The organism is Neisseria sp. HMSC067G12 (assembly GCF_001812725.1).
Lineage (GTDB): Bacteria > Pseudomonadota > Gammaproteobacteria > Burkholderiales > Neisseriaceae > Neisseria > Neisseria perflava.
Window position 1 is genome coordinate 149,761 of record NZ_KV810212.1, and the last position, 12,721, is coordinate 162,481.

Annotated in this window: 10 protein-coding genes and 2 tRNA genes; 3 read left to right on the plus strand and 9 right to left on the minus strand. The window is 51.5% G+C overall.

Annotated elements, in window-relative coordinates; genetic code table 11:
• Window positions 1-60: 60 nt before the first annotated feature.
• On the minus strand, window positions 61-1,344 hold the full coding sequence (gene hemL, locus HMPREF2871_RS08275) for a glutamate-1-semialdehyde 2,1-aminomutase (RefSeq protein WP_049336068.1): 1,284 nt from the start codon (window positions 1,342-1,344) through the stop codon (window positions 61-63).
• Window positions 1,345-1,542: 198 nt separating this feature from the next.
• Between hemL and HMPREF2871_RS08280 the strand changes: the two genes are divergently transcribed.
• The 3 genes from HMPREF2871_RS08280 to HMPREF2871_RS08290 all read left to right on the plus strand — a co-directional run bounded on the left by HMPREF2871_RS08280 (window position 1,543) and on the right by HMPREF2871_RS08290 (window position 4,871).
• Entirely contained in the window at window positions 1,543-1,938 is a 396-nt protein-coding gene (locus tag HMPREF2871_RS08280) for a hypothetical protein (protein ID WP_049333912.1), read from the plus strand.
• Window positions 1,939-2,009: 71 nt separating this feature from the next.
• The gene (gene miaB / locus HMPREF2871_RS08285) at window positions 2,010-3,332 is read left to right on the plus strand and encodes a tRNA (N6-isopentenyl adenosine(37)-C2)-methylthiotransferase MiaB (RefSeq protein WP_049333914.1); all 1,323 of its coding nucleotides are present in this window, start codon (window positions 2,010-2,012) and stop codon (window positions 3,330-3,332) included.
• A gap of 228 nt (window positions 3,333-3,560) precedes the next feature.
• Window positions 3,561-4,871 (plus strand): NCS2 family permease, encoded by a 1,311-nt coding sequence (locus tag HMPREF2871_RS08290; RefSeq protein ID WP_049344897.1) that lies wholly within the window; start codon window positions 3,561-3,563, stop codon window positions 4,869-4,871.
• Between the two features lie 83 nt (window positions 4,872-4,954).
• On the opposite strand, the gene HMPREF2871_RS08295 is transcribed toward HMPREF2871_RS08290, so the two are convergent.
• From HMPREF2871_RS08295 to HMPREF2871_RS08330, 8 genes are all read right to left on the minus strand, one after another.
• Window positions 4,955-5,512, minus strand: coding sequence for a hypothetical protein (locus tag HMPREF2871_RS08295; RefSeq protein ID WP_039862107.1), 558 nt, complete (start codon window positions 5,510-5,512; stop codon window positions 4,955-4,957).
• Between the two features lie 394 nt (window positions 5,513-5,906).
• A tRNA-Glu gene (locus HMPREF2871_RS08300) sits at window positions 5,907-5,981 on the minus strand.
• Between the two features lie 12 nt (window positions 5,982-5,993).
• Window positions 5,994-6,070: transfer RNA gene (locus HMPREF2871_RS08305), tRNA-Arg, on the minus strand.
• Window positions 6,071-6,202: 132 nt separating this feature from the next.
• Window positions 6,203-7,561, minus strand: coding sequence for a deoxyguanosinetriphosphate triphosphohydrolase (locus tag HMPREF2871_RS08310; RefSeq protein WP_049336415.1), 1,359 nt, complete (start codon window positions 7,559-7,561; stop codon window positions 6,203-6,205).
• 56 nt (window positions 7,562-7,617) lie between these two features.
• On the minus strand, window positions 7,618-8,877 hold the full coding sequence (rho, locus tag HMPREF2871_RS08315; protein WP_003680905.1) for a transcription termination factor Rho: 1,260 nt from the start codon (window positions 8,875-8,877) through the stop codon (window positions 7,618-7,620).
• A 244-nt stretch (window positions 8,878-9,121) separates the two neighbouring features.
• The gene (locus HMPREF2871_RS08320) at window positions 9,122-10,024 is read right to left on the minus strand and encodes a DMT family transporter (protein ID WP_004519553.1); all 903 of its coding nucleotides are present in this window, start codon (window positions 10,022-10,024) and stop codon (window positions 9,122-9,124) included.
• A gap of 82 nt (window positions 10,025-10,106) precedes the next feature.
• Complete coding sequence (locus tag HMPREF2871_RS08325; protein ID WP_004519552.1) at window positions 10,107-11,795, minus strand: glutamine--tRNA ligase/YqeY domain fusion protein; 1,689 nt, start codon at window positions 11,793-11,795, stop codon at window positions 10,107-10,109.
• Window positions 11,796-11,900: 105 nt separating this feature from the next.
• Window positions 11,901-12,680, minus strand: a complete 780-nt coding sequence (locus tag HMPREF2871_RS08330) for a DeoR/GlpR family DNA-binding transcription regulator (protein WP_004519551.1) — start codon at window positions 12,678-12,680, stop codon at window positions 11,901-11,903.
• Window positions 12,681-12,721 lie beyond the last annotated feature (41 nt).

Consider the following 12,721-nt stretch of genomic DNA (forward strand, 5'->3'; position numbering starts at 1 on the left):
AAGGCCGTCTGAATATTTTTCAGACGGCCTTTTTTCATTTTCACATGACAACTTCAGCTTTTATTTTGCCATTTCTTTGAACACTTCGTGTGCCACAGCAATGGTTTCGTCAATCAGCTCAGGCGTATGCGCGGCGGAAACAAAACCGGCTTCGTAAGCTGACGGGCCGAATGCGACATTGCGGTCGAGCATACCGTGGAAGAAATGTTTGAAACCGTCGATATTGGAACGCGCCATGTCGGCATAGTTTTGCGGCGTATGGCTGGCAAAATACAAACCAAACATACCGCCCACGCTGTCCGCCGTAAATTCAACGCCATGCGCTTTAGCCGCGTCGGCAATACCGTTGGCGAGGCGTTGGGTCAGGGCAGTCAGGTTTTCATAGAAGCCTTCGCGCTGAATGATTTCCAGCGTTTTCAAACCGGCCGCAACCGCAATCGGATTACCGGACAATGTGCCTGCCTGATACACGCCGCCCAACGGGGAAATACATTCCATAATGTCTTTACGGCCACCGAACGCCGCCAAAGGCATACCGCCGCCGATCACTTTGCCCATGGTGGTCAAATCAGGCTTGATGCCGTGCAAAGATTGCGCACCGCCCAGCGCCACGCGGAAACCGGTCATCACTTCGTCGTAAATCAACACGGCACCGTGTTTTTCAGTCAATTCGCGCAAGGCTTTGACAAAGGCTTCAGACGGCCTAACCAGATTCATATTGCCGACAAAAGGCTCCAAAATCACACAGGCAATGTCATTGCCGCTTTGGGCAAAGGCTTCTTCCAGTTGGGCGATATTGTTGTATTCGAGTACCAAAGTGTGTTTGGTAAAGTCGGCAGGCACACCGGCGGAAGAAGGGTTGCCAAACGTCAGCAGACCGCTGCCTGCTTTCACCAACAGGCTGTCGGAATGGCCGTGGTAGCAGCCTTCAAACTTGATGATTTTGTCGCGTCCGGTAAAACCGCGTGCCAGACGGATGGCGGTCATCGTTGCTTCCGTGCCGGAGCTGACAAGGCGCAGCTGCTCGACGGACGGCATGATTTTAGCGATTTCTTCGGCAATGACAATTTCGCCTTCAGTCGGCGCACCAAACGACAAACCGCCCAATGCTGCTTCGCGCACGGCTTCAATGACTTCGGGATGGGCATGGCCGACAATCGCAGGGCCCCAAGAGCCGACATAGTCGGTATAACGCGTGCCGTTTTCGTCCCAAACATACGCGCCTTCTGCCTTTTTGATAAAGCGCGGTACGCCGCCGACGCTGCCGAATGCGCGCACAGGAGAGTTCACGCCGCCGGGAATAATGGCTTTGGCGCGGTTGAACAAGCTTTCATTACGGTTCATGGTCAATTCTTTCGTAAGAGGTCGTCTGAAAATCAAATCGATGCCATTTTAACACCAAATCCTTTTCAGACGGCCCAGGCTTCAAAATAAGAATCGGGCGCAAAATCAAAATTATTCTTTAAAAACAAACACTCTATCCATATTTTTCCTGCTTGTGCTATAATCCGCGACCTATTGAAACAATAAAAGAAAAGCATCATGTTACGCGGATTCATACTCAGCCTCGCCCTTTTGGCGTCCTCCCTCGTCCATGCACAACGCAGCCTGCCTGATGATATGGACGTGGCCGTTTTAAAGACTGTCGATTTGCCTTATCTGAAAGTCAGCAAAGGCGGTTTTTCTTGGACGCGCCTGCTGACCTTGGGCATTGTGGACGGCAATGCGGCCAAACTGCAAATCACCCGCTTCACCAAAATCCACGATGAAAACGACCGTTTCATCCCTATGGGCCGCCTGCTGAATCAAACCGGCAAAGCCGTTGCGTTCAAATACAACGAAGAAAGCCGCCTCGTCCGCGAAATCTGGATTTTGACCGACGCCGAAGCCGACAGGTTCATCGAACACGCCAAAAAGCAGAAAAAGGCGGAAGAATAACTTTCAGACGGCCCTGGTATTCAAAGGCCGTCTGAACCCTTTTACAACAAGCAAGTCAATCAAAACAAACCATGAAAAAAGTATTTATCCGCACCTTCGGGTGCCAAATGAACGAGTACGACAGCGAAAAAATGCTGTCCGTCCTCGCCGAAGAACACGGCGGCATCGAGCAGGTTACCCAACCTGACGACGCCGACATCATCTTGTTCAACACCTGCTCCGTGCGTGAAAAAGCACAAGAGAAAGTCTTCTCCGACTTAGGCCGCGTCCGCCCGCTCAAAGAAAAAAACCCAAACGTAATCATCGGCGTTGCCGGCTGCGTTGCCTCGCAAGAAGGCGAAAACATCGTCAAACGCGCTCCGTATGTGGACGTGGTTTTCGGCCCGCAAACACTGCACCGCCTGCCCAAACTCATCGTCGATAAAGAAACCACCGGCCTGTCTCAAATCGACATTTCCTTCCCCGAAATCGAGAAATTCGACCACCTGCCGCCTGCGCGCGTAGAAGGCGGCTCGGCATTCATTTCCATTATGGAAGGCTGTTCCAAATACTGCTCTTACTGCGTCGTCCCTTACACCCGCGGCGAAGAATTCTCCCGCCCACTTAATGACGTATTGACCGAGATTGCCGGCTTGGCACAACAAGGCGTTAAAGAAATCAACCTCTTAGGCCAAAACGTCAATGCCTATCGCGGCGAAATGGAAAATGGCGAAATCTGCGACTTTGCCACTTTGTTGCGCATCGTCCACGAAATCCCGGGCATCGAACGTCTGCGCTTTACCACCAGCCATCCGCGCGAATTTACCGACGCGATTATCGAGTGCTACCGCGACCTGCCGAAGCTGGTTTCCCATCTGCACCTGCCGATTCAAAGCGGTTCCGACCGCGTATTGAGCGCGATGAAACGCGGCTACACCGCCTTGGAATACAAATCCATCATCCGCAAACTGCGTGCCATCCGTCCTGATTTGTGCCTCAGCTCCGACTTTATCGTCGGTTTCCCGGGCGAGACCGAGCGCGAGTTCGAGCAAACCTTGAAACTGGTCAAAGACATCGCCTTCGACTTGAGCTTCGTCTTTATTTACAGTCCGCGCCCAGGCACGCCTGCCGCCAACCTGCACGACGACACGCCGCATGAAGAAAAAGTGCGTCGCCTCGAAGCTTTGAACGAAGTCATCGAAGCCGAAACCGCGCGCATCAACCAAACCATGATCGGCACGGTTCAACGCTGCTTGGTTGAAGGTATCTCCAAAAAAGACCCTGACCAACTGCAAGCCCGTACCGCCAACAACCGCGTGGTCAACTTTACCGGCACGCCCGACATGATCAACCAAATGATCGATCTGGAAATCACCGAAGCCTACACCTTCTCCCTGAAAGGCAAACCGGTATAAACACACACAAACAAAGGCCGTCTGAAACTGTTCAGACGGCCTTTATCTTGGTTCGGCCCGGCATTATCTGATTCATGTATTTTTATTACCCGAACAAAAAGCTTTTCAGTATAATACCGCCCGAAAATTCCCTTATCTGTTGAGAAGTTAAGGCCAAAATCCGAGCTTCCGGCAGTTAAACCCGCTGATGCCGTCCTCGAACGGCTTTCCCCAAAGGAATATCTCGAAATGAGTTCTTCAAATCAAAGCGTTTTGGAAAGATTATTCAACCTCAACGCCAATCAGACCAACGTCCGCACGGAAATCATGGCCGGTGTGACAACCTTCCTCGCCATGTGCTACATCATCATTGTCAACCCCCTGATTTTGGGCGAAACCGGCATGGATATGGGCGCAGTATTTGTGGCCACCTGTATCGCCTCCGCCATCGGCTGTTTCGTGATGGGCTTTGTCGGCAACTACCCGATCGCCCTCGCTCCGGGCATGGGTTTGAACGCCTACTTTACCTTTGCCGTCGTCAAAGGCATGGGCGTGGACTGGCGTGTGGCATTGGGTGCCGTTTTCATCTCCGGCATCATTTTTATCCTGTTCAGCTTCTTTAAAGTGCGTGAAATGCTGGTCAACGCCCTGCCTATGGGCTTGAAAATGTCGATTGCCGCAGGTATCGGCCTCTTCTTGGCATTGATTGCACTCAAAGGCGCAGGTGTGATTGTGGCCAATCCTGCCACATTGGTCGGCTTGGGCGACATCCACCAGCCTACCGCCCTGCTGGCGATGGCAGGCTTTGTCATGGTGGTTGCACTCGGCCACTTCCGCGTCAAAGGCTCCATCATCATTACCATTCTGACACTGACCGCCATCTCCACCGTCTTGGGCTTGAGCGAGTTCAAAGGCGTGGTCGGCGAAGTTCCGAGCATTGCGCCAACCTTCATGCAGATGGACTTTAAAGGCTTGTTCACCGTCAGCATGGTCAGCGTGATTTTTGTATTCTTCCTGGTTGACCTGTTTGACTCTACCGGCACATTGGTCGGCGTTTCCCACCGCGCAGGCCTGTTGCAAGACGGCAAACTGCCACGTTTGAAACGCGCCCTGCTTGCCGACTCTACCGCCATTATCGCAGGCGCCGCCTTGGGTACTTCTTCCACTACCCCTTACGTTGAAAGCGCGGCAGGCGTTTCTGCCGGCGGCCGTACCGGCCTGACTGCCGTTACCGTCGGCGTACTTATGCTGGCCTGTCTGATTTTCTCCCCACTGGTTCAAAGCATCCCTGCATTCGCTACCGCACCCGCCCTGCTCTATGTAGGCGCGCAAATGTTGCGCAGCGCGCGCGAAATCGATTGGGACGACATGACCGAAGCAGCACCGGCATTCCTAACCATCGTCTTCATGCCGTTTACCTACTCGATTGCCGACGGTATTGCGTTTGGCTTTATCAGCTACGCACTCATCAAACTCTTGTGCAACCGCACCCAAGACGTACCGCCTATGGTATGGATTGTCGCCGTGTTGTGGGCATTGAAATTCTGGTTCTTGGGTTAAACTGCTCAAAAGAACAGGCCGTCTGAAAACTTTTCAGACGGCCTGTTTTATTTTACCCAGCGTTTAAAGCTGTCGGTAAAAGATTATTTTTTCACTTTTTTAGCAGCTGGTTTAGCGGCAGCTTTCGCGCCTTTGTCCAATGCGCAGAAACGGGTAGCGATTTGGTCAACCACTTCTTGTTTGCCATTTACTTCGGTAGTACCGCGGATAGTCAGCATGTTGCCATCAACTTTGTCCACGTTGGCTGCAGTGGCTGCTTCAGCAATCCAAGCAACATTGCCGCCCCAGAATGCGTTTACATCTTTGCTGCTGTCAGTAATACGGAACAGGTTTTCAGTTACTTGGCCTTTGTATTTTACTTGGGCAGCAACAACTTCGTTGCCTTTGAAGCCATACATTACGCTCAGAGGCTCTTTGCCGTCTTTACCGCATTTGTAGTGAACTTCTTTAGTACCGTCGATAGAGTCTACTTTCAAAGTATTAGGTACTGGAGCTTGAGCTTGTTGAGCCTGAGCTTGAGTTTGTTGTTGCGCAGTAGGCGCAGCTTTAGCTTCAGGTTTAGCTTTAGAACCGCTGCTACATGCAGTCAGGGCAACAGCCGCCAAAACGGCAGGAACGATTAATTTAACATTCATATTCATAATTGACTCCCAAATGGTTTCAATAAAAAACCGGCAAACGCCGGCTGACATTTACACATTAACAGAGATATTCCGTCTTGTCTTTATCTCAGACGGCATTTTTTAAGAAAAGTTCAAATAAATATTTTTATTTTCTAAAATCAAGAAATTATAAATATGAAATCATGTAAATTCAGGTTTAGGAACTCTTAAGATGAATACTGTTGTCAATAAATCGGGTTTTGACAATGGTAAAATGAGATTGAAAAGCGCATAGAGATGACAAAATTCAGGGCAATTGATTTTACACACTTCTGTCTCTTGAGTTGCTGAGCATTTCAGACGGCCTTAGAACACAAACAGTAAATGCAATAAAAAAACGCAATCTGAAACAGATTGCGTTTTTTTTGAAAACTGGCACGCCCACGGGGAATCGAACCCCGGTTACCGCCGTGAAAGGGCGATGTCCTAACCGCTAGACGATGGGCGCGGATAAATCTTGTGGCGCACCCGGAGCGATTCGAACGCCCGACCCTCTGGTTCGTAGCCAGATACTCTATCCAACTGAGCTACGGGTGCATCCTCATCACTTCGCAAGTGCGTTGTGAATCAAGAAGACCGAATGATATAGGCTTTACTAAAGCCTGTCTACTCTTTTCACAGAAACTTTTTATATTTTTATTTAACCAATTGAAGTTAAACAATATAAAATTAACGTAAAATCCCTACTCCTGACAAATCCTGCGCCATTTTAGCGGCGGAGTTATCGGTCATGCCGCCGACAAAATCCAAAATCTTCATATAGGCCTGATACAGACTGTCTTCAGGAAGAATCGGATTGTGCTTTTTCAATAATTCCAACGCCAAAGACTGACGCGTTGCTAACTGTTTTTCTGCAATCAGGGCATAGGCGGCAGGGACGAGCAAATCTAAGATGGAGCCTAAGCATGGGAACGTGGCAATCTCGGTCAAGAGCTTGGTGTGATGGCGGAAAATCCGTGTTTGTGCCAATTCTTTCGCTTTTGCCAAAGTGTTTTGCACTTGCGGGCTGCACAGAGCAAGCAGGTCTTTGCCTTTGAATGTTCCGTCCAACAAGTCGGACTGATGCAGCATAAAGGTTTGCGCGACATCATCAATCGCCTTGCCGATCGCAATGCCGCGCAACATGGCGCAACGCTGACGGCTGGAGCTGGCGTGCCATGCGCTTTCGGCAAAGGTCAGCTCGGACAAAATACTTTCTACTTCCGTATCCGTGAGCAAATCCAATTCGACGGCATCTTCCAAATCCAGCAAGGCATAGCAAATATCGTCGGCAGCCTCCATCAAATAAGACAAAGGATGGCGCGCCCAGCTGTCTACTCCCGCGGAAACCAGCCCCAATTCGTCGGCAACTTGACGGATAAACGGCAACTCGGTTTGATAAATATTGAATTTCTTTCTGCCGTTTGGATGTTGCGTTGTCCACGGATACTTCAGCAATGCGCCGATGGCTGCCGCAGTCAGGCGCATTCCGCCTGCCTCCGGATACATTTCAAGGCTGGCGACGATACGCAGGCTATGCGCATTGCCTTCATAGGTTTGAATATCGTTGCGTTCCGCTTCGTTTAATGTGTTCAGATAAATTTGATGTTCAGGCCGTCTGAACCAATCACGCAAAGCATCTTCGCCGGTATGGCCAAACGGCGGATTGCCCAAATCATGAGCCAAACAGGCAACCTGCACCACGGCACCAATATCGCTGGGCGTATTGCCCTGCGGCAGAAAACCGCCGTTATGCAACATCACGCCCACGCGGTTGCCCAAGCTCCTGCCCACGCTGGCAACTTCAACGCTGTGCGTCAGGCGGTTGTGCGTCAAGTCATGTTGCGCCAGCGGATGCACCTGTGTTTTACGGCCAAGGCGGCGGAAGGCTCCGGAAAAAACAACCCGGTCGTAGTCGATGTGAAAATCCGTACGCAAGGCATCGGCACCTTCTTGAGTCGAAGGGGTAACGGTCGGCACGATTTCGCCGTTTTTAGTACGGAAGCGTTGGGTGGATAATAAGTTTTGCCAATTCATTCGGATGGTCATAAAGGTTCCTCAAGCAAAGTAAAGGCCGTCTGAAACATATTCAGACGGCCTTATGCTTATTTACCGCGCATCAATTCAAAGAAATCGTCGTTATTTTTAGAGTCTTTGAGTTTGCCCACCAAAAACTCGGTCGCTTCGATTTCGTCCATAGGATGCAGGAATTTGCGCAAGAGCCACATGCGTTGCAACTGATCGTTCGGCACCAGCAATTCTTCGCGGCGCGTACCGGATTTATTGATACTAATGGCCGGGAACAGGCGTTTTTCGGCCATACGGCGGTCAAGGTGCAATTCCATATTGCCCGTGCCTTTGAACTCTTCGTAAATCACGTCGTCCATGCGGCTACCGGTTTCAACAAGCGCTGTCGCAATAATGGTAAGCGAACCGCCCTCTTCCACATTACGCGCTGCGCCGAAGAAGCGTTTCGGACGGTGCAAGGCGTTGGCATCGACACCGCCGGTCAAGATTTTGCCCGAAGTCGGCACAACGGTATTGTAGGCGCGCGCCAAACGGGTAATCGAATCCAGCAGGATGACCACGTCTTTTTTGTGTTCAACCATACGTTTGGCTTTTTCAATCACCATCTCGGCCACTTGTACATGGCGTTGCGCCGGTTCATCAAACGTAGAGGAAACGACTTCGCCGCGTACAGAACGGCTCATTTCGGTCACTTCTTCCGGACGCTCGTCAATCAACAGGACAATCAGCTCGACATCGGGATAATTGGCGGTAATAGCGTGGGCAATGTTTTGCAACATCACGGTCTTACCGGTTTTAGGCGGCGCCACCAACAATGCACGTTGGCCTTTACCGATTGGGGAAACCAAGTCGATAGCGCGGCCGGTCAGATTCTCTTCGGCTTTGATGTCGCGCTCAAGTTTGAATTGTTCGGTTGGGAATAAAGGCGTGAGGTTTTCAAAGAGGATTTTGTGTTTGCAGACTTCAGGCTGATCGCCGTTGATGGTATCGAGGCGGACAAGTGCGAAATAGCGTTCGTTGTCTTTAGGTACGCGCACGCTGCCTTCGATGGTGTCACCGGTGTGCAGATTGAAGCGGCGGATTTGCGTGGGCGAAACATAAATATCGTCAGGACCGGCAAGGTAAGAAGTATCTGCGCTGCGCAGGAAACCGAAGCCGTCGGGCAGGATTTCGAGTGTGCCGGAACAGGTAAAGCTGACATTTTGCTTCATCATCTGGCGGACGATGGCAAAAACGAGGTCTTGTTTGCGGAAACGGTTGGCGTTTTCAATGCCATGTTCTTCTGCCATTTCCAAGAGTTTGGAAATGTGGAGGGTTTGGAGTTCTGAAACGTGCATAGTATTGATATATTTTGAATAGTATCAGAGAGATGGCACAAAGGCCGTCTGAAAGTATGAAATCGTGCCGCAGGATACGGTAGATTTTTGAGAAAGTTGAATTTTAGGCAGTTGGAGGCAGGGTGTCAAATTTTTAAATCGAACACTGAGCCGAGACTATAATCTTACCATGCAATAAGATTATGGCCGGCAACAGCTTGGCAATCGCAACCCTATCGACCAAAATCCGAGTATTTACCCAACTTCAGACGGCCTTTTGCCCGTACCGCATCAGCGTCATGCCGCCGACCGCTGCCGCACAGCCCGCAACCAGCGAAATATGCAGCGGTTCGCCCAAAAACCACGCCGAAGACAGCACACCGAAAATCGGCACGAGCGTAATATACGCCGCCGCGCTGCCTGCACCCAAAGTCTTCACGCCTTCGAAATACCACGCGTAGGCCAATACCGTCGCGCCGATGACCAGCCACGCCAAGGCTGTCCAGCCTCGCCCATCCATTGCCGCTATCGCCTCAAACGGCATTCCGTCCGTCCACAACGCCACCACCGACAACATCAACGCACCAATGAACGACGTTGCCGTCGTTACCGTCAGCACATCTATCCCACGCAAAACCGCGCGACCAATTAAAGTATAAGCCGCCCAACAAACCACGCAACCGAAAATCAGCCACTCTCCTGCCTTGATGCCGCCCGATAACACTGTCAACGGCTGCCCTTGCGTTACCACCATAATGGCACCGCCGACCGCCAGCAGCATACCCGCCAAAATCTTCACATTTAAACGCTCGCCGAAAAACCAAGTTGCCAACAGCAGTGTCAATACCGGATTCACCGCCACGACTACCGCCGCCTTGCCTGCCGGCATAGTCTGCAAACCCAGCATAAAAAACACCGCATAACCGCACACGCCAACAGAAGCGGCTGCCGTCAAACCCAGCCATTGCCGCGCCGACAAAGCCGCCAAAGTCGCGAACCTGCTGCGCGCAAACAACCAGCCCAACAACAAAACCGAAGCCAAGACAAACCGAACCGCCCCGCCCGTCAGCGGCGGCAGCGACTGCCCCAACATCCGCCCCATCGGCCAAGACGCACCCCACAACACCGCCATTCCCAGCAGTTTCAAATGTACAGAATAACGTTCCATCTTATCCCTTTATCGACAAAGGCCGTCTGAAAACCGGATTTCAAGTTTTCAGACGGCCTTCAATATAGCGACTGCAAACAGATTACTTAGGCTGCCAAGAATCTTTCAGCGTCACCGTGCGGTTAAACACCGGCATGTCTTTGCTGTGGTCTTTGCGGTCGGTTACGAAGTAGCCGATGCGTTCAAACTGCCAACGGCTTTCTGCCGGCAGATCTTTTGCGACAGGTTCGGCGTAGGCAGTGATTTCCTTGATGGATTCTGGATTGAGGAAATCGGTAAACGGCAGATAGTTGCCGTCTTCGCCGCGCACGGCATCAGGACGCTCGACGGTAAAGAGGCGGTCGTACAGGCGGACTTTAATTTCGACGGCGTGTTCGGCAGAAACCCAATGAATCACGCCTTTAACTTTGCGGCCTTCGGGATTTTTGCCCAAGGTATCGTGGTCGATGCTGCATTTGAGTTCAACCACATTGCCTGCCTCGTCTTTTACTACTTCATCACACTTAATCACATAGCCGTGGCGCAAACGCACTTCTCCGCCGGGAACCAGGCGTTTGAAGCCTTTGGGCGGATTTTCGGCAAAGTCGTCGGCTTCGATGTAGATGGTTTGTGAAATAGGTACTTCGCGATCGCCCATTTCTTCGTGGTTCGGATGGAACGCGGCACGGCGGCTTTGGGTTTTGCCGGCTTCAAAGTTGGTCAGGGTCACTTTGAGCGGATTCAAAACCGCCATCAGGCGTGGCGCAGAGTTCTCCAACTCTTCACGAATCGCGCCTTCCAACACGCTCATGTCGACGATGTTTTCAGATTTGGAAATACCGGCGCGTTTGGCAAACAGGCGCAGGCCTTCGGGCGTGTAACCGCGGCGGCGCATACCGGAAATGGTCGGCATACGTGGGTCGTCCCAGCCGGAAACGTGGCCGTCTGAAACCAGTTGGTTCAGCTTGCGTTTGGACGTGATGGAATACAGAAGCTCCAAACGGGAAAACTCGTATTGGCGCGGACGTGTGGCGTGCGGCGCAGGAATGTTGTCCAACACCCAGTCGTACAGCGGACGGTGTGCTTCAAATTCGAGTGTACACAAGGAATGCGTGATGCCTTCGATAGCATCGGAAATGCAGTGCGTGTAGTCGTACATCGGATAGATGCACCATTTGTCGCCGGTGTTGTGGTGATGGGCGCGGCGGATACGGTAGATGACGGGGTCGCGCATATTGATATTGCCTGCCGCCATATCGATTTTCAGGCGCAAGGTTTTGCTGCCGTCGGGGAACTCGCCGTTTTTCATGCGTGTGAACAGGTCGAGGTTTTCTTCAATACTGCGGTCGCGGTAAGGGCTGTTTTTGCCTGCTTCGGTCAGCGTACCGCGGTATTCGCGCATTTCTTCGGGCGTCAAATCATCGACATACGCTTTGCCGTCTTTGATTAAACCGACAGCGTAGTCGTAAAGCTGGTCGAAATAGTTGGAAGCGAAACGTGGCTCGCCCGCCCAATGGAAGCCCAACCATTCGACGTCTTCTTTGATGGCATTGACGTATTCGTCGTTTTCTTTTTCAGGGTTGGTGTCGTCGAAACGCAGGTTGCACAAGCCGTCGTAAATATAAGCCAAACCGAAGTTCAAGCAGATGGATTTGGCGTGGCCGATGTGCAAGTAACCGTTCGGCTCAGGCGGGAAGCGGGTTTGGATGGCTGTATGTTTCCCGCTTTTGAGGTCTTCATCGATGATGGTGCGGATAAAGTGGTTGTCCGCGAATTGGTCTTTATTCAACATAATATTTCTTTGATAGGAAAATGATTTTCTGTTTTCAGACGGCCTGAGCATTCAATCAGGCCGTCTGAAAGGAATGGAATGATGGCTCAATTGTACCCGACTTGGCTACTTTGATACAGGGTCGGCAACCTGCCACGCCACGCCGCGCTCGTTTAGGGTTTTCTGCATGGCGGCGGATGGTGTGCGGTCGGTAAACAGCTTATCGAATGCGCCGATATCGCCCAGTCTGACCAAGGCATTGCTGTTGAATTTGCTGTGATCGACACCAAGATAGCGCACGCGGGCATTGTTCACCATCGCCTGCATGACGCTGACTTCCTTGTAATCGTCATCCAAAAGCGAGCCGTCGTTTTCTATACCGTGGGTACTCATGATGGCATAGTCGACTTTGAATTGGTTGATGAAATCGACGGTCGCCACGCCGGTAATACCGCCATCCAAGGGGCGGACCACGCCGGAAGCGATGATAACCGTGTAGTCGGTACGCGCCGCAGTGATGGAGGCGGCGTAGATATTGTTGGTGATAATCCGCAGGTTTTTACGCTGTCTGACCAACTCGGCGGCGACGGCTTCCATGGTGGTACCGATGCTGATAAACAGCGAGGCATTGTCGGGAATGGTGGAAGCAATCAGACGGGCAATGGCGTTTTTTTCCTGCTGCTGATGGTTGCGCCGCTCCTGCCCTGCCGTTACGACTGAAACATCGCCCAAAGATGCGCCGCCGTGATAGCGTTTGAGCTGTCCGGTCTCACTTAACTCCTGCACATCGCGGCGTATGGTTTGCGGCGTAACATCCAAATTCGCCGCCAACTCTTCCACCGTCATGAAGTTATGTTCGCGGACAAGGGTGAGGATATGTTCGTGTCTTTGGATTTTGGGTTTCATGGCGTTTCGTTTTGTAGGGATAAACCAATGGCCGTCTGAAT

What these genes read in the sequence shown, in the direction of transcription:
- rho (WP_003680905.1), bottom strand. Translation starts at nt 8,877, where the DNA reads ATGCACGTTTCAGAACTCCAAACCCTCCACATTTCCAAACTCTTGGAA.
- HMPREF2871_RS08280 (WP_049333912.1), top strand. Translation starts at nt 1,543, where the DNA reads ATGTTACGCGGATTCATACTCAGCCTCGCCCTTTTGGCGTCCTCCCTC.
- HMPREF2871_RS08320 (WP_004519553.1), bottom strand. Translation starts at nt 10,024, where the DNA reads ATGGAACGTTATTCTGTACATTTGAAACTGCTGGGAATGGCGGTGTTG.
- HMPREF2871_RS08330 (WP_004519551.1), bottom strand. Translation starts at nt 12,680, where the DNA reads ATGAAACCCAAAATCCAAAGACACGAACATATCCTCACCCTTGTCCGC.
- HMPREF2871_RS08310 (WP_049336415.1), bottom strand. Translation starts at nt 7,561, where the DNA reads ATGACCATCCGAATGAATTGGCAAAACTTATTATCCACCCAACGCTTC.
- miaB (WP_049333914.1), top strand. Translation starts at nt 2,010, where the DNA reads ATGAAAAAAGTATTTATCCGCACCTTCGGGTGCCAAATGAACGAGTAC.
- HMPREF2871_RS08290 (WP_049344897.1), top strand. Translation starts at nt 3,561, where the DNA reads ATGAGTTCTTCAAATCAAAGCGTTTTGGAAAGATTATTCAACCTCAAC.
- HMPREF2871_RS08325 (WP_004519552.1), bottom strand. Translation starts at nt 11,795, where the DNA reads ATGTTGAATAAAGACCAATTCGCGGACAACCACTTTATCCGCACCATC.
- HMPREF2871_RS08295 (WP_039862107.1), bottom strand. Translation starts at nt 5,512, where the DNA reads ATGAATATGAATGTTAAATTAATCGTTCCTGCCGTTTTGGCGGCTGTT.
- hemL (WP_049336068.1), bottom strand. Translation starts at nt 1,344, where the DNA reads ATGAACCGTAATGAAAGCTTGTTCAACCGCGCCAAAGCCATTATTCCC.